This window comes from Mesorhizobium sp. ORM8.1, assembly GCF_053005525.2.
The window spans coordinates 6,943,214-6,958,878 of record NZ_CM132600.1 but is presented as its reverse complement, the minus strand read 5'-3'; the positions used below and the strand labels follow the sequence as shown (position 1 = coordinate 6,958,878).

Below are 15,665 nucleotides of genomic sequence, written 5' to 3'. Positions count from 1 at the left end.
TCACTTTACCAGTTGCGGCAGATCCTTGAGGAAAGCCGCCCGCGTCGCCAGCCCCTTCGGGGTATCGCCGCGTTTGGCATCGACGACCAGCCGGGCAAAGACGATGTGGCGGCCGCCCTTCTCGCCCCAGCCGACGAACCAGCCGAGCGAGCGCTTGCTGTTGCTTAGGCTCGTGCTGCCGGTCTTGCCTTGCACGCTCCAGTCACCCGCCTGGAACGTCGGGATGATTGCCTTGGCCATCTCATGCGACTTGGCCGAGACCGGCATTTTGCCGGCAAGCATCCGGCGCAGGAAAGCCGTCTGCTCGACAGGCGAGATCGCGAGCGAGGAATTGATCCAGGATTGCGTCAGCCCATTGTCCTTGCCGGCATCGCCCGAGACATCCATGTTGCCATAGCCAAACTTCGATACATAGCCGGCAAAGTTTTTCGCACCGAGCCGGCGCGTAATCTCACGCGAATACCAGACGATCGAGTCGCGTTCCCAGATCGTCGGGTCGACGGTCTTATGGTCGCGCTTCACGGCATTGAACTCGGGCTTGTAGTCCCAGCTCGGCGTGTGCGCATCGCTCAATATGCCGGAATCGTAGCCGATCAGCGCCAACGGCACCTTGAAGGTCGAAGCCGGGCTGACGCGCTGGTCGCAGACGCCATCCTGGTAAAGCGTGGCGCCGCTGTCCGCATCCTGGATCAGCGTGCAGTGGATATCCTTGAGCGGCGCCGATTGTGCCCTGACCGGCAGGCCCAGCATCCACGCCAGAACGAACAGCACAACGGCAATAATGAAGGGATAGCGGTCCATCTGGCGCATCGAAGCTCACTCCTGCAAGACATTACGGGGGCGGCATAGCGAGGCGTCTTGTCTCGATTTTGTCTCAAATTCGCAGTGTTTGTGCAGGCTGCCGTTAACCCTACCGGATCGTAAAATTCGACCCTCCGCGGCCGTGCAGGAAGTCAGATTTCGGCTTCGCCGCGCTTCCTGCCGATCTGCCAGTAGCGCCAGGGCATGAACCAGGCATAGCGCGGGCCGAGCGTTTCCGGCACGCGGTCTATGCCATGGGTTCCAAACGGTCCGCAGCGCGAAACCCGAAACAGCGCCATCCAGCCGCCGGCCCACAGGCCGTGGCGGGCGATTGCCTCATGCGCATATTCGGAGCAGGTCGGCAGATGCCGGCAGCTGTTGCCGACAAAGCCGGACAGCGTCAGCTGGTAAAGGCGCACCAGCGACGTGCCGATTACGCGCCCAGGCGTCTTGCGCCATGGCCCCGGCCAGTTGCGCCCGCGGTTGATCGGTCGCGCGCCATGCGCATGTCCGTGGTGGTCGGCCACCCAGTTTGCTCCGCAGCCTGTTTCGCTGCGCGATAGATGTGGGCTTCGCGCCTGAAACGCAATGCTTTCAAGGCCTGAAACGACGGATCGGCTGTCTATCCATCCAGGACGCGTGATGCGAGGCTGGATCCCTGCGCTCCGGATGGCAGCCGTGCAACGCCTGGCCCTGCCACTGGAATGTCGCGATCCGCAAAGTGTCGTTCAAAATGGCCAGGAACTGGTTCATGGCAGTACTCCTTTGAGGCCGATTAGACTGCCGCTGGCCTTTGTCCTCAAACGAGTATAATTTCCGCGTCGGATAACTTGAGGTTATGCGAAAATGAAGCGTGGCCGCCTGCCGCTGACGGCGCTGCGAAGTTTCGAGATGGCCGGCCGGCACCTGAGCTTCAGCCGGGCGGCGGAGGAACTTTATGTCTCGCAGGCCGCCATCAGCCGGCAGATCCGTGAGCTCGAGGCCTTTCTGCGCCAGCCGCTGTTTCACCGCCTGCATCGGCGCGTGGAGCTGACGGACGCCGGCCGCCGCTTGCTCGATCAACTGGTCAGGAGCTTCGACGACATCGACCGGTTGCTTTCCGAGCTGGTGGCCACTCCGGCGCAATCCGTGGTCCGCGTCAGCGTCGAGCCGTCGCTTGCCTCGGTATGGCTGGTGCCACGGCTTAACCGCTTCAGCCGGTTGCGGCCCGATATCGACGTATCCGTTGAGGTCGATCCAAGGCCTATCGAGTTCCGCAGCGGTCAGCCCGAACTTGCCTTGCGCTTCAGCGCGCACGCCACCTCATGGCCGCGCAGCGAGGCCGAAATGCTCGCCTCGACGGTCGATTCGCCTGTGCTATCACCGGCTTTGCTGGCATCGGGTCCCGCCCTGAGAAAGCCGGCCGACCTGGCCCACTACACGCTGCTGCATGAGGAAAACCGCCAGGGCTGGGCGCGCTGGTTCGAAGCCGCCGGCGTGCCGCCCGACACCATTCCAGCGCGGGGCCCGATGCTGGCGGATGTTTCGCTGTCGAAACAGGCGGCTCTGCTTGGCCACGGCGTGGCGCTGGGCGACTTCCTGCAGATCGGCGATGAGATTGCATCCGGCGCGCTGATCAAGCCGTTCGACATCGACGTCGCATCCGGCGCCTACTGGCTGGTAGCCCGAAGTTTGAAGGACCTTCCGGAACCGGCCAAGGCGTTTGCAGACTGGGTGAGAAGCGAATTCGCCGAAAGCAGGCGGGCGCTGGACGCGAAGGCCTGAGCTGCTTGCTTGCCCGGGTTAACTTGGCTTCTGGCGATACTTTTCCAGAAGTTTTGCCGAGATCCTGCGCATCGACGCCCAAGGGCTTATCCGGCGGATATCCTGTGCCGGGTTGAGCGTGAGAATCCTGAATTCAAGCCGCTTGCTCGGCGCGCTTCTTTTCGATCTGGCCGATCGCGTCGACCACGGCGTCGAAGGTCAGCATCGTCGAGGCATGGCGCGCCTTATAGTCGCGCACCGGCTCAAGATATTTCAAATCGGCGAAGCGGCCGTCCGGTGGCGAGCCGTTCTCCTTGAGCATCTTCAGCATGGTTTCGCGCACGGCACGCAACTCGTCCGCATGTGCGCCTATGACATGTTGGGCCATGATCGACGACGAGGCCTGGCCGAGCGCGCAGGCTTTGACGTCATGGGCGAAATCGGTCACCACGTCGCCGTCCATCCTGAGGTCGACGGTGACGGTCGACCCGCACAATTTGGAATGCGCCCTCGCGGTCGCATCGGGCTGATCGAGGCGGCCGATGCGGGCGATGTTTCCGGCAAAACCGAGAATTTTCGTATTGTAGACGTCGTCGATCATATTTTTCCAGTCCGTCGCCGCCGAGCGAACAGGCTTTGCCGCTTCCGCGTCTTCCTTTCGCTTCGGTTCAACATATATAATGTCGGCAGCCGGGCATCGACAAGGCAACCATAAGCCATTGTCCATGCTCATCTGTTCACGCCACTTACGGGCTGGAAACGGGGCGAGTTTCTAACACCCGAAAGGTCGTGGTCCGTTCAACTCGTTCCTCCGCCGAGGGGAACTACGGGAGACGCCTTTATGGATGCCGTCATCAAGAAAATCATGCCCCCGTCCGACTATCTGGACAAGCCGGTCACCGACCGGCCGAGCGAGGCCGAGGTCGAGGCCGCCGTGCGCGTCCTGCTGCGCTGGACCGGCGACAACCCTGACCGCGAGGGCCTGATCGACACGCCCAAGCGCGTCACCAAAGCCTACCGCGAAATGTTCAACGGCTATGACATGTGCCCCGCCGACGAACTCGGCCGCACCTTCGAGGAAGTCGCCGGCTATGACGATCTCGTCATCGTCAAGGATATCCAGTTCCATTCGCATTGCGAGCACCACATGGTGCCGATCATCGGCAAGGCGCATGTCGGCTACCTGCCGGATGGCAAGGTCGTCGGCCTGTCGAAGATCGCCCGTGTCGTCGACATCTTCGCCCACCGCCTGCAGACGCAAGAAGCGATGACGGCGCAGATCGCCGGCGTCATCCAGGACGTGCTCAATCCGCGCGGCGTCGCCGTCATGCTCGAGGCCGAGCATATGTGCATGGCCATGCGCGGCATCCGCAAGCAGGGCTCGACCACGCTGACCTCGACCTTCACCGGCGTCTTCAAGGATACGCCTGAGGAACAGGTGCGCTTCGTCACCATGGTTCGCGCGGGCGGCTGATTTGCCGGCCAGCGGACCATGATCCCGAAAAATGGAGAAGGGTTTTCGGATAAGATCATGGTCCAAAACAAAGAACCACCGGCAATCGAATTTCCAAAAGCTCCATCGGACAAGAAAGCGCTGGAGGAAGGCACTATCCTTTCTCCGCGCTTTGACGCGTTTGGCCTCGTCACCGTCGTCGTCACCGATGCCGGCGACGGCATGCTTTTGATGGTCGCGCATATGAATGCCGAGGCGCTGGCGCTCACGCTCGAAACGGGCATTGCCCATTACTGGTCGCGCTCGCGCAACGCGCTGTGGAAGAAGGGCGAGACCTCGGGCAATTTCCAGCACGTCGTCGAGATGCGCACGGATTGTGACCAGGACGCGCTGTGGCTTCGCGTGAAAGTGTTGGGCCACGACGCAACCTGCCACACCGGACGGCGTTCATGTTTTTATCGGACGGTGGGGCTGAACGACGACAAGGCGACGCTTGCCGACGACGGCAGCGGGCCACTGTTCGATGCGGATGAAACATATCGGAAGCCTGTGTGAACCATTCCATGTTCACAAACCACTCATATTCATCATTCTCAAACGTCCTTGCTGTAGAAGGACCGTGGGACAAGGGAGATTGTGATGCTCGAATGGGCGTCATTGCGCAGCAGACCTGACGTTCGGGAGGCCAACGGCCCCGCATCGTCCGGCGGCGCGTCCGATCCGCAGCCTGGCAAGAAAACGGGTATCTCGCTGGCGCTCGGTGGCGGCTGCGCCCGCGGCTGGGCCCATATCGGCGTGTTGCGCGCGCTCGATGAAGCCGGCATCGAAGTCTCGATGATCGCCGGAACCTCGATCGGCGCGCTGGTCGGCGGCTGCTATCTGGCCGGCAAGCTCGACGAGCTGGAGGAGTTCGCCAGGAGCCTGACCAAGCGGCGCATCTTCGGCCTGCTCGACCTCAATCTGCGCGGCAGCGGCCTGTTCGGCGGCATGAAGCTCGATGCCCGGCTGCGTGAGCACATGGTCGGCATCCGCTTCGAGGACCTGCCCAAGCCCTTCGTCGCGGTTTGCGCTGAAATCCGCACCGGTCATGAAATCTGGCTGTCGAGCGGCTCCCTCATCACCGCCATGCGCGCCTCCTATGCGCTGCCTGGCGTTTTCGAGCCGGTGAATTGCAACGGCCGGATGCTGGTCGACGGCGCGCTGGTCAACCCGGTGCCGGTTTCGGTCTGCCGCGCCTACGAGCAGCCGCTCGTCGTCGCGGTCAATCTCCACTACGACCTGTTCGGCCGCGCCGCGGTGATCAAGCACAGCGCCGGCGAACTGATGATCGAGAAGGACGCACCGCCCCCGGCCAGGCCAATGTCGAGCACCAGGCGCACCAGACGCGCCTCGGCATCACCGGCGTCATGGTCGAGGCCTTCAACATCATCCAGGACCGGATTTCGCGCGCCAGGCTCGCTGGTGACCCACCCGATATGTCGCTGCAGCCAAAGCTCAGCCACATCGGGCTCACCGAATTCCACCGCGCCGACGAGGCGATCAGCCTCGGCTATCAGGCGACGATGTCGCAGATCGGCGAGTTGACCCGGTTGCAGTCCGTCCTGGCTTGATCCTCGAAAATCCCGGTCTCAGGCCAGCGCCGCATCGCTGATGCGGAATTGTACCGTGCGATTGCCGTTCCAATAATTGCCCGACAGCGAACCTGCGATATGTACGGTCCTGCCCCGGTTCTTGAACAGGAACTCGCCCAGTTCCGTATCCACGGCGCGGAACGCCATAGCCTGGAGCTTGCCGCCGCTTTGCGACTGCAGGTCGACGCGGATGTGATTGGTGCCGACCGCGCGTGCGTCAGTGAGCCTGTGCCGTGGCAGCACGAAGACCGGCGCGATATGTCCGGCGCCGAAGGGACCGGCTTTCTCCAGGGCATCGAGCAGTGCCAGCGTGGCGCCTTCGGCGGCTAAGGCGCCGTCGACCGCCAGGCTCTCCTGGCTCTGCAGCCGGAACACGTCGGCCGCGGCGCGCTCCTCGAAAAAGGCGCGCAATTCACCGAGCTTGGCGCGTTCGACCGTGATGCCGGCAGCCATGGCATGACCGCCGCCTTTGACGATCAGCCCGGCCCCGGCCGCTTCACGCACCAGCCGACCAAGATCGAAGCCGGTCACTGACCGTCCCGAACCGGTGCCGATGCCTGTCGAATTGAAGGCAATGGCAAAGGCCGGCCGGCGCGCATGGTCCTTCAGCCGCGAAGCGATCAACCCGACAATGCCTGGATGCCAGCTGTTGCTGGCGGTAACGATGACAGCCGGACCATTGCCGCCGGCCAGCTCGGCGTCGGCCTCGGCGCGCGCCTGCGCCAGCATCTCCTGCTCCATCTGCTGCCGTTCCTGGTTGAGCCGGTCGAGCGTCTCGGCGATGCCTGCCGCCTCGACCGGATCGTCGGTAGCCAGAAGCCGGCTGCCAAGCGCGGCATCGCCGATACGGCCGCCGGCGTTGATGCGCGGGCCGATCAGGAAGGAAAGATGGAAAGTGTTGATCGGTTCGCCGATGCGCGAGACGCGCGCCAATGCCGCCAGACCCTCGTTCTTCTGCTGGCGCAGCACCTGCAGTCCCTTGACGACGAAGGCGCGATTGATGCCGGTAAGCGGCACCACATCGCACACCGTCGCCAGCGCCACCAGATCGAGCAGCGAAAGCAGATCGATCGGCGCAACATCCGGCAGGCGTTCGCGCAGCACCTTTGCCGTCTGCACCAGGCACAGGAACACGACGCCGGCGGCGCAAAGATGCCCCTGCCCCGACAGATCGTCTTCACGATTCGGATTGACCACCGCTTGCGCCGCCGGCAGCGCGCCGCCGACCTGGTGGTGGTCGAGCACCACGACATCGGCGCCCGCCTCCCTGGCGGCATCGATGGAAGCCGCGCTGTTGGTGCCGCAGTCGACGGTGACGATCAGCCTGGCGCCGCGCGCGATGAGCTCGCGCATGGCTTCCGGATTGGGGCCATAGCCTTCGAAGATACGGTCCGGAATGTAGATCTCGGACGGCACGGAAAAGTGCGTGAGAAAGCGCTTGAGCAGCGCCGACGAGGCGGCGCCGTCGACGTCATAGTCGCCGAAGATCGCCACTTTCTCGTGGCCGACGATCGCGTCGGCCAGCCTTGCCGCGGCTTTCTCCATGTCGGTCAATGACGCCGGGTTCGGCAGAAGCTCGCGGATGGTCGGATCGAGAAAGCGCTCGGCCTGTTCGGCGCTCACGCCGCGCCCTGCAAGCACCCGCGCCACGATATCCGGCACGCCATGGCCTTGCGCGATGGCCAAGGCGGCCATGTCCTGCCGCTCGGTCAGCCGGTGTTCCCAGGAAACACCGGTTGCCGACCGACGGACATCGAGGAAGAGGCGCTTTTCGCCGGTCAAGAAAAACTACACTTTCCGCTTTTCAGCCTGGCGGCGCAGCCATTCGTCGGCCGCATCGCCCATGGTCTTTTCCGTACCATCCTTGAGCCAGGCCATGAAAGAGCGGTCGAACCTGAATGCGGCGCCGCATTCGCGCGTCAGGAAGCGGCGCACATTCTGGGTGTTGCGATAGTTCTTCGTGATCACGGTGGCTCGCGAGATCGGATCCGCGTGCCAGTCGAACGCCTTCATCGTCAGATCCCTGCCACCAGCATCGATGACAGGGATGGCTAACAACTGCAATCCGGCGCTGCAAGCAGCTTCAAGCAATTCCAGGAAAAGTGTGAAACGGTTTTCCGTCCGGAATTGCGTCAAAACAAAGAATGGAGCGGTTCGCCGTTTCCGCGAAACGGTGAATCGCTCTAGAACTTATCCAGATCCTGGTGCCTGGCCTTGATCTCGCGCACCGTGCGTGAAGACGAGCGCAGCACAATGGTGTGGGTGGTGATGAAGGTGCGGCCGAACTTCACGCCATCGAGCAGATTGCCGTCGGTGACGCCGGTCGCCGCGAACAGCACGTCGCCGCGCGCCATGTCCTGCGCGCGATAGACGCGCTTCGGATCGGAAATGCCCATCTTCCGCGCCCGGTCGATCTTCTGCGGCGTATCGAGGATCAGTCGGCCCTGCATCTGTCCGCCGGTGCAGCGCAGCGCTGCCGCGGCAAGCACGCCTTCCGGCGCGCCGCCGGTGCCGAGATAGATGTCGATGCCGGTCTCGTCCGGATCAGTGGTGTGGATAACGCCCGCGACATCGCCGTCGCCGATCAGCCGGATCGCAGCGCCCGTGGCGCGAACCGCGTCGATCAGCTTGGCATGGCGCGGCCGATCGAGGATGCAGGCGGTGATGTCGGAAACCGCCACGCCCTTGCCCTTGGCCAGACTGGCAAGGTTTTCGGCCGGCGACGCGTCGATGTCGATCAGGTCTTCCGGGTACCCAGGGCCGATGGCGATCTTGTCCATATAGACGTCAGGCGCGAACAACAGGCTGCCCTTCTCGGCAATGGCAATGACGGCAAGCGCGTTGGGCAGGTTCTTGGCGCAGATCGTCGTGCCTTCGAGCGGATCGAGCGCGATGTCGACCGCCGGGCCTTTGCCGGTGCCGACCTCCTCGCCGATATAGAGCATCGGCGCCTCGTCGCGCTCGCCCTCGCCGATCACCACCGTGCCCTTGATGGCAAGCCGGTTGAGCTCCTGGCGCATGGCATCGACCGCGACCTGGTCAGCTTCCTTCTCGTCGCCGCGTCCGCGCAGCCTGGCAGCCGCGACCGCGGCCCGCTCGGTGACGCGCACCACTTCCATGGTCAGGATCCGGTCGAGGCCGGCAGCGATGTTCTGGGCAATGTTCATCAGTCAGTATTCCTCGCTGACACAAGAGCGGTTCAGGTCTGAACCGCTCTATTTTTAGCTTCGAGCAATTCCCAGACACTTTCTGGGAATTGCTTCCGCCTCCCGCCAGAGGCGCGCCAGTTCTGGCAAAGCTCCATGACAACGGCAAGACCGGCTGCGTCACTTTTTGAAAGGGCAGCAAAATCAATCGATTAAAGGTGAAATATGACTCGCGCTATTCTGCCCGCTCGATGCGGATCACCTGCGGCTTGTCGGTCAGGTGGCCGTCCTTGGTGATGCCCTCGACGGCTTTGCGCACCGCGGCTTCCGTCGTCTCATGGGTGACGAGGATCACCGTCTTCTGCGCCTGGATTTCCAGTCCGGTCGCCTGCTGGACGATCGATTCCAGCGAGATGTCGTTGTCGGCCATGCGCTTGGCGATCGCGGCGAAGACACCAATGCGGTCATGCACGGTGAGGCGGATAAAGTAGCCGCCGGCGTGGCTGCGCATCTGCGCTTTCTTGTAAGGCTTCAATTCCTTCGCAGGCCAGCCGAACACCGGCCCATGCTGGAAGCCAGGCCGGCTCTTGGCGATGTCGGCGATGTCGCCGATCACCGCCGATGCGGTGGCGTTGCCGCCGGCGCCCGGTCCGGAAAGCAGAAGCTCGCCCAGAATGTCGGTTTCAATCGCCACCGCGTTGGTGACGCCATGCACCTGCGCGATGACCGACGCCGTCGGCACCATGGTCGGGTGCACGCGCTGCTCGATGCCGCTCTCGGTGCGTTGGGCAACGCCAAGCAGCTTGATGCGGTAACCGAGCTCGGCGGCCGCGCGGATATCGGCCTGGGTGATGTTGGAGATGCCTTCCATATAGATGTCGTTGGCGGCGATCCTGGTGCCGAAGGCAAGGCTGGTCAGGATCGACAGCTTATGCGCCGTGTCGTGGCCCTCGATGTCGAAGGTCGGGTCGGCTTCGGCGTAGCCCAGCCGCTGCGCGTCCTTCAGGCAAGCGTCGAAGGAAATGCCTTCGGCCTCCATGCGGGTCAGGATGTAGTTGCAGGTGCCGTTGAGGATGCCGAAAACGCGCGTCACCGCATTGCCGGCCATCGCTTCGCGCATCGTCTTGATGACCGGAATGCCGCCGGCCACCGCCGCTTCGTAGTTGAGCAGCACGCCTTTCTTCTCGGCGATCTCGGCCAGCGCCACGCCGTGCTTGGCAAGCAGCGCCTTGTTGGCTGTGACGACATGGCGGCCGGCTTCGAGCGCTGCCTTCACGGACTGCCGCGCCGGCCCCTCGTCGCCGCCGATCAATTCGATGAAGACGTCGATATCGGCGGTCTGCGCCATCTTGACCGGATCGTCGAACCATTTGGCGGCGCCCAGATCGACACCGCGGTCGCGCTTCGGGTCGCGGGCGGAAACGGCCGTCACGACGATGTCGCGCCCGCACTGGCGGGTAAGCTCGGCCGCCTTGTCGCGCAGCACGCGCGCCACCGAGGCGCCGACAGTGCCGAGGCCGGCAATTCCAACACGCAATGCTTCAGCCATGTCCGGCGACGCCCCTCAAAAAATTGGTCTGTGTGGATGTGCGGCGAATTAGAGCATGATGCCGAAAAGTGTGAAGCGGTTTTCGGACGGCATCATGCTCTATCCTTTAGATTTTAGGGCCGGATGATTTCAGGCCGAACGGCCTGCAATCATCCGGCTCTAGCGATGAGCGGCTAAAGGCACCACGTTGTTCGGCTGCTTGGCGGTGGTCGCCAGGAATTTCTTGATGTTGCGCGCCGCCTGGCGGATGCGGTGCTCGTTCTCGACCAGCGCAATGCGCACATGATCGTCGCCATGCTCGCCAAAGCCGACGCCGGGCGCTACCGCGACATCGGCATGCTCGATGAGCAGCTTGGAGAATTCGAGCGAGCCGAGATGGCGGAACTGCTCCGGGATAGGCGCCCAGGCAAACATCGAGGCGGCAGGCGCCGGAATAGTCCAACCGGCGCGGCTGAAGGAATCCACCATCACGTCGCGGCGCTTCAGATAGACCTCGCGTACTTCGGCGATGTCGGCGCCGTCGCCGTTGAGCGCATGCGCGGCCGCCACCTGGATGGGCGTGAAGGCGCCGTAGTCGAGATACGACTTCACCCGCGTCAGCGCCGCGATCAGCCGTTCGTTGCCGACGGCAAAACCCATGCGCCATCCAGGCATCGAGAAGGTCTTCGACATCGACGTGAATTCGACGCAGACATCGATGGCGCCCGGCACCTGCAGCACCGAAGGCGGCGGATTGCCGTCGAAGTAGATCTCCGAATAGGCAAGGTCGGACAGGATGATGATGTCGTTCTTCTTGGCGAAGGCGACGACGTCCTTGTAGAAATCGAGCGAGGCGACCAACGCCGTCGGGTTCGACGGATAATTGAGGATCAGCGCCAGCGGCTTCGGGATCGAGTGTCGAACACCGCGTTCGAGCGCTGGAATGAAGCCGTCATCGGGCTCGACCTGCAACGACCGGATGACGCCGCCCGACATGATGAAACCGAAGGCGTGGATCGGATAGGTCGGGTTCGGACACAGGATGACATCGCCGGGCGCGGTGATCGCCTGCGCCATGTTGGCGAAGCCTTCCTTCGAGCCGAGCGTGGCGACCACTTGCGTGTCGGGGTTGAGCTTCACGCCGAAGCGGCGCTGGTAATAGGCGGCCTGGGCGCGGCGCAGGCCCGGAATGCCGCGCGAGGAGGAATAGCGATGCGTGCGCGGATCGCGCACCACTTCGCACAATTTGTCGACGATGGCTTTTGGGGTGGGCAGGTCCGGATTGCCCATGCCAAGGTCGATGATGTCGGCGCCGCGCGAGCGGGCACTGGCCTTCAGCCGGTTGACCTGCTCGAAGACATAGGGCGGAAGCCGGCGGACCTTGTGAAATTCTTCCATTTCAGTTCCAGACCTTCAACGTTTCGGCGCGCGATATAGACCTAATTGCAGTTAGGGTCGAGGGCAGGGTCGCATTTGCCTTCGATCTGCTTCAGCGTGTCGGAGCCGTGCGTCTTGGCCAAAGTGTTGAGCGCGGTCGCATTGGACGGCGCTTTGACTTTGCCGCCCTTGGCCAGTTGCGTCTGTTCCTCCGCCTTGAGCTGGGCGAGCTTGGCCGCGGTCTCTTCCTTGGTGAACTGCTTGTTGGCCACCTTTGGCGGAACGTTGAGATTGGGGTAGGCCCCGGTGTCTTGCGGGCCTTGTGTCAGGCCCACCGGCGTCGTGCTGCCCTGACTGGTGCTCGTGCAGCCACCCGCGGGTAAAAGCGTGCCGGCCAGCGCCGCGATCAGTGCCACGCGGCAAATCGAACCGGGCCTGAGAAAAAAAGTCCCGCCAACATTAATCGTCATATTGTTTTCCTGGCTGCCGGGTTAGAGCGAATTGGACCCGGTCAGATGTCCCATGGTACTATGTCAAGAAAACGCTCCGGGAGGAACCCCGCGAACCATGTCCAAACCTGACGATTCGGACAAAGCGGAAAATGGCGGACCTTCGGCCATTGAGCAATATCTGGTGAAGGATCCCGAGCGCTTCGCCTTGAACATGGCGCGCATGATCGAACAGGCCGGCAAGGCGGCCTCCGCGTGGTCCGAGCCGCGCGAGAAGGGCGAGGTGCGCGATCACGTCGCCGAGCCCGTCGTCGACATGGTCAAGACCTTCTCCAAGCTCTCGGAATACTGGCTGGGCGACCCGCAGCGCGCGCTGGAAGCGCAGACGCGCCTCTTCGCCGGCTATATGACTGTCTGGGCCAATGCCATCCAGAAGGTCAATTCGAACACCGAAGCCCCCGACGACGCGGTCAAGCCCGAGCGCGGCGACAAACGCTTCCAGGACCCGGAGTGGGGCCGCAACGCCTTCTTCGATTTCCTGAAACAGGCCTATCTCGTCACCTCGCGCTGGGCGGGCGAGCTTGTCGAGCATGCCGAAGGGCTGGACGAGCACACCCGCCACAAGGCGAGCTTCTACGTCAAGCAGGTGTCGAACGCGATCGCGCCATCGAATTTCATCCTGACCAATCCGGAACTGTTCCGCGAGACCGTCGCCTCGAACGGCGAAAACCTGGTGCGCGGCATGAAGATGCTGGCCGAGGACATCGCCGCCGGCCGCGGTGACCTGAAGGTGCGCCAGGCCGATTACTCACCCTTCGAAATCGGCAGGAACATCGCGATGACGCCCGGCAAGGTCATCGGCCGCAGCGATGTCGCCGAGATCATCCAGTACGATCCGGTGACCGAAACGGTGCTGAAGCGGCCGCTGCTGATCTGCCCGCCATGGATCAACAAATTCTATATCCTCGACCTCAACCCGCAGAAATCCTTCATCCGCTGGGCGATCGAGCAGGGCCACACCGTCTTCGTCATCTCCTGGATCAATCCCGACGAGCGCCACGGCGCCAAGGGCTGGGAGGCCTATATCCGCGAAGGCCTGCAATATGGCCTCGACATGGTCGAGAAGGCGACCGGCGAGAAGGACGTCAACGCCATCGGCTATTGCGTCGGCGGCACGCTGCTAGGCGCCGCGCTGGCGCTTCTGGCGCAGGAGGGCGACCACCGCATCAAATCGGCGACCTTCTTCACCACCCAGGTCGATTTCACTTATGCCGGCGACCTGAAAGTCTTCGTCGACGAGGACCAGGTTGCCGCGGTCGAGCGCTCGATGAGCGAAAAGGGCTATCTCGACGGCACCAAGATGGCGACAGCCTTCAACATGCTGCGTTCGGGCGACCTGATCTGGCCTTATGTCATCAACAATTACATGCGCGGCAAGGAGCCCCTGCCCTTCGACCTGCTTTACTGGAACGCGGATTCGACCCGCATGGCAGCGGCCAACCATTCCTTCTACCTGCGCAACTGCTATCTCGAAAACAATCTCTCGCGCGGCGTGATGGAATTGGCCGGTCGCACCGTATCGCTGGCCGACATCACGATCCCCGTCTACAACCTGGCCACGAAAGAAGACCACATAGCGCCGGCGCTGTCGGTGTTCATGGGCTCGCAATTTTTCGGCGGCGATGTCGAGTATGTGATGGCCGGTTCCGGCCACATCGCCGGCGTCGTCAATCCGCCGGCGGCGAAGAAATACCAGTATTGGACCGGCGCCAAACCGGTTGGCGATTTCAACACCTGGCTTGCCGCGGCGCATGAGCATCAAGGCTCGTGGTGGACGCACTGGCAGCACTGGATCGAGAGCCAGGACAACATGCATGTGCCGGCCCGCAAACCCGGCAAGCGTATGAAAACCTTGGGCGATGCGCCGGGCACCTATGTCAAGGTGCGAGTGTAACGGGCTGTAATGTCTGGTGAGTTGACGACCCGCCAAAACAGGGCGAAATGGTGGCGTCAATCGTTCGGCGGCCTCAAATCATCGTCCGACGCGGAATAATTCCGAGGCTTGCAGATTCGACACAGGTCCCGTTTCCGGTTGGGAACAGGAGGATTATCGCAGCGCGAGTTGCACAACAGCGCGGCGATAACGAACCGACCGGATACCGAGGGGGAATTCGTTTTGAGATCAGCAGGTTGGCGTCTTGCACGAAGGGAGACTCGCAGCATAGCGGCGGCGCTTTTCTCCGTGCTCCTGGCCTCCTGTACCTCGACGGGAGACCCGACCATGGCGGTCGTCTCGCCGGCCTACAATTCAACCGCCAGCAACATGACTGCATCCTCCGGCGCCAAGCCCGGAGCCACGGTCGATTCGTCGCTTCAGGCGGCCTCCGCTCCCGCAGCGGCGACCGCGACCGTGATCAGCGAAGGCGATACGCCCTTGCCCGAGAAGGTCGCTTATCTGCCCGAGGGACGGCCCGACGCCACCTTCCCCGTCGCCATTCCGGCCGGCGCCCAGGCCATTGCCGGCAGCACGCCGCAGCCGCTCACCCAGCAGGCGCAAACCGCGAATGAAACGCAGGCCGTGGCGCAGCAGGTCGCAGCCGGCGATGCTGCCGCGGCCGTCTCGAAAGCGCAGGCTCAGGCAGCACCTGTGTTGAACAACGGCGTCTATGTAACGGCGGCTGAGCCGCCGCAGCCGCAGCTTGCCGCGCCGAAGAAGAGCCTGTTTGCCTCGCTGTTCAGCACCACGCCGGCTTCCGCCGCACCAGCGCCGCTGGTCAACAATTCCCGTTCGGGCAACCAGCCCACCGTGCAGGCCAAGGCCGCCGCGCCGGCTCCCGCCAAGCCGATCGTCGAGCTGGCCTCGGCAACCCCGGCCGCAAAGCCGGTGCAGCTCGCCTCGCTCGGCGACGACGGTAGTGGCCACATCACCGGCGCCGACGCCCTGCCCGGCGTGCGACAGACGGCGCTGTTCGAGATCAAGCGCAAATCCGGCATCGACGATGAGAGCGACGTCGACCTCAACGAGGACGAAGGCTCCGGCGGCTCCTATCAGGTGGCTTCGGCCGCCGGCATGGCGCGGCTCGCGCCCAATGGCCTTTTGAGGCAGAACGAAAGCGTCGATGTTGCCTGCCTAAAACCGTCGCTGGTGCGCGTGCTGAAGACGATCGAGGGCCATTTCGGCCGCAAGATGGTCGTCACCTCCGGCTACCGCGACCCATCGCGCAACCGCCGCGCCAACGGCGCCAAGAACTCGCTGCACATGTACTGCGCCGCCGCCGACATCCAGGTGCCCGGCGTCTCCAAATGGGATCTGGCGAACTACGTCCGCACGATGCCCGGACGCGGCGGCGTCGGTACCTACTGCCACACCGAATCCGTCCATGTCGACGTCGGCCCTGAGCGCGACTGGAACTGGCGCTGCCGCCGGCGCAGCGGCGGTGGTGACGGCGACGGCTGAACCCTCCCCGTATCTGCCATTTGGCTGACCCCGAAAAAAGTTGTCGCATATGACGGCAGATGGGTTGCCGGTTGCCAACA

15 protein-coding genes and 1 pseudogene are annotated in these 15,665 nt (G+C 63.2%); 6 read left to right on the top strand and 10 right to left on the bottom strand.

The window, feature by feature from the left end; translation table 11 throughout:
- From blaOXA to ACVDG8_RS34660, 3 genes are all read right to left on the bottom strand, one after another.
- Entirely contained in the window at positions 1-810 is an 810-nt protein-coding gene (gene blaOXA, locus ACVDG8_RS34670) for a class D beta-lactamase (protein WP_447252494.1), read from the bottom strand.
- Positions 811-953: 143 nt separating this feature from the next.
- Entirely contained in the window at positions 954-1,328 is a 375-nt protein-coding gene (gene yidD, locus ACVDG8_RS34665; RefSeq protein WP_447252493.1) for a membrane protein insertion efficiency factor YidD, read from the bottom strand.
- 67 nt (positions 1,329-1,395) lie between these two features.
- A complete protein-coding gene (locus ACVDG8_RS34660) occupies positions 1,396-1,554 on the bottom strand; it encodes a hypothetical protein (RefSeq protein ID WP_455707429.1) in 159 nt (52 codons plus the stop codon).
- Between the two features lie 93 nt (positions 1,555-1,647).
- Here ACVDG8_RS34660 and ACVDG8_RS34655 point away from each other — a divergent pair, with 93 nt between their 5' ends.
- Positions 1,648-2,565, top strand: coding sequence for a LysR substrate-binding domain-containing protein (locus ACVDG8_RS34655; RefSeq protein ID WP_447252492.1), 918 nt, complete (start codon positions 1,648-1,650; stop codon positions 2,563-2,565).
- Between the two features lie 133 nt (positions 2,566-2,698).
- Here the strand turns inward: ACVDG8_RS34655 and ACVDG8_RS34650 are convergent, their stop codons facing one another.
- A complete protein-coding gene (locus ACVDG8_RS34650; RefSeq protein ID WP_447252491.1) occupies positions 2,699-3,145 on the bottom strand; it encodes an iron-sulfur cluster assembly scaffold protein in 447 nt (148 codons plus the stop codon).
- A gap of 240 nt (positions 3,146-3,385) precedes the next feature.
- Between ACVDG8_RS34650 and folE the strand changes: the two genes are divergently transcribed.
- The 3 genes and pseudogenes from folE to ACVDG8_RS34635 all read left to right on the top strand — a co-directional run bounded on the left by folE (position 3,386) and on the right by ACVDG8_RS34635 (position 5,607).
- Positions 3,386-4,018 carry a GTP cyclohydrolase I FolE gene (gene folE / locus ACVDG8_RS34645; protein WP_447252490.1) on the top strand — a complete coding sequence of 211 codons (633 nt, stop codon included), beginning with the start codon at positions 3,386-3,388 and terminating at the stop codon, positions 4,016-4,018.
- 57 nt (positions 4,019-4,075) lie between these two features.
- Complete coding sequence (gene hisI, locus ACVDG8_RS34640) at positions 4,076-4,552, top strand: phosphoribosyl-AMP cyclohydrolase (protein WP_447252489.1); 477 nt, start codon at positions 4,076-4,078, stop codon at positions 4,550-4,552.
- 84 nt (positions 4,553-4,636) lie between these two features.
- Positions 4,637-5,607: pseudogene (locus tag ACVDG8_RS34635) on the top strand (patatin family protein).
- Between the two features lie 18 nt (positions 5,608-5,625).
- Here ACVDG8_RS34635 and recJ read toward each other — a convergent pair.
- The 6 genes from recJ to ACVDG8_RS34605 form a co-directional block, all read right to left on the bottom strand.
- Positions 5,626-7,410, bottom strand: a complete 1,785-nt coding sequence (gene recJ / locus ACVDG8_RS34630; protein WP_447252487.1) for a single-stranded-DNA-specific exonuclease RecJ — start codon at positions 7,408-7,410, stop codon at positions 5,626-5,628.
- A gap of 6 nt (positions 7,411-7,416) precedes the next feature.
- Positions 7,417-7,764, bottom strand: coding sequence for a DUF6434 domain-containing protein (locus ACVDG8_RS34625; RefSeq protein ID WP_447252486.1), 348 nt, complete (start codon positions 7,762-7,764; stop codon positions 7,417-7,419).
- 47 nt (positions 7,765-7,811) lie between these two features.
- Complete coding sequence (gene glpX / locus ACVDG8_RS34620; RefSeq protein WP_447252485.1) at positions 7,812-8,795, bottom strand: class II fructose-bisphosphatase; 984 nt, start codon at positions 8,793-8,795, stop codon at positions 7,812-7,814.
- A gap of 214 nt (positions 8,796-9,009) precedes the next feature.
- Complete coding sequence (locus tag ACVDG8_RS34615; RefSeq protein WP_447252484.1) at positions 9,010-10,323, bottom strand: homoserine dehydrogenase; 1,314 nt, start codon at positions 10,321-10,323, stop codon at positions 9,010-9,012.
- Positions 10,324-10,482: 159 nt separating this feature from the next.
- Positions 10,483-11,700, bottom strand: a complete 1,218-nt coding sequence (locus tag ACVDG8_RS34610) for an LL-diaminopimelate aminotransferase (RefSeq protein ID WP_447252483.1) — start codon at positions 11,698-11,700, stop codon at positions 10,483-10,485.
- Positions 11,701-11,741: 41 nt separating this feature from the next.
- Positions 11,742-12,149: a hypothetical protein gene (locus ACVDG8_RS34605; protein ID WP_455707428.1), complete on the bottom strand. Its 408-nt coding sequence runs from the start codon at positions 12,147-12,149 to the stop codon at positions 11,742-11,744.
- Between the two features lie 97 nt (positions 12,150-12,246).
- Between ACVDG8_RS34605 and phaC the strand changes: the two genes are divergently transcribed.
- Together phaC and ACVDG8_RS34595 are read left to right on the top strand one after the other, a co-directional pair.
- Positions 12,247-14,082 (top strand): class I poly(R)-hydroxyalkanoic acid synthase, encoded by a 1,836-nt coding sequence (gene phaC / locus ACVDG8_RS34600; protein WP_447252481.1) that lies wholly within the window; start codon positions 12,247-12,249, stop codon positions 14,080-14,082.
- Positions 14,083-14,409: 327 nt separating this feature from the next.
- Positions 14,410-15,585, top strand: coding sequence for a YcbK family protein (locus ACVDG8_RS34595; protein WP_447252480.1), 1,176 nt, complete (start codon positions 14,410-14,412; stop codon positions 15,583-15,585).
- The last annotated feature ends 80 nt before the right edge of the window (positions 15,586-15,665 follow it).

Coding starts and splice junctions, on each gene's coding strand:
- blaOXA (WP_447252494.1), bottom strand. CDS start 810: ATGCGCCAGATGGACCGCTATCCCTTCATTATTGCCGTTGTGCTGTTC.
- ACVDG8_RS34660 (WP_455707429.1), bottom strand. CDS start 1,554: ATGAACCAGTTCCTGGCCATTTTGAACGACACTTTGCGGATCGCGACA.
- ACVDG8_RS34655 (WP_447252492.1), top strand. CDS start 1,648: ATGAAGCGTGGCCGCCTGCCGCTGACGGCGCTGCGAAGTTTCGAGATG.
- ACVDG8_RS34650 (WP_447252491.1), bottom strand. CDS start 3,145: ATGATCGACGACGTCTACAATACGAAAATTCTCGGTTTTGCCGGAAAC.
- folE (WP_447252490.1), top strand. CDS start 3,386: ATGGATGCCGTCATCAAGAAAATCATGCCCCCGTCCGACTATCTGGAC.
- hisI (WP_447252489.1), top strand. CDS start 4,076: ATGGTCCAAAACAAAGAACCACCGGCAATCGAATTTCCAAAAGCTCCA.
- glpX (WP_447252485.1), bottom strand. CDS start 8,795: ATGAACATTGCCCAGAACATCGCTGCCGGCCTCGACCGGATCCTGACC.
- ACVDG8_RS34615 (WP_447252484.1), bottom strand. CDS start 10,323: ATGGCTGAAGCATTGCGTGTTGGAATTGCCGGCCTCGGCACTGTCGGC.
- ACVDG8_RS34610 (WP_447252483.1), bottom strand. CDS start 11,700: ATGGAAGAATTTCACAAGGTCCGCCGGCTTCCGCCCTATGTCTTCGAG.
- ACVDG8_RS34605 (WP_455707428.1), bottom strand. CDS start 12,149: ATGACGATTAATGTTGGCGGGACTTTTTTTCTCAGGCCCGGTTCGATT.
- phaC (WP_447252481.1), top strand. CDS start 12,247: ATGTCCAAACCTGACGATTCGGACAAAGCGGAAAATGGCGGACCTTCG.
- ACVDG8_RS34595 (WP_447252480.1), top strand. CDS start 14,410: ATGGCGGTCGTCTCGCCGGCCTACAATTCAACCGCCAGCAACATGACT.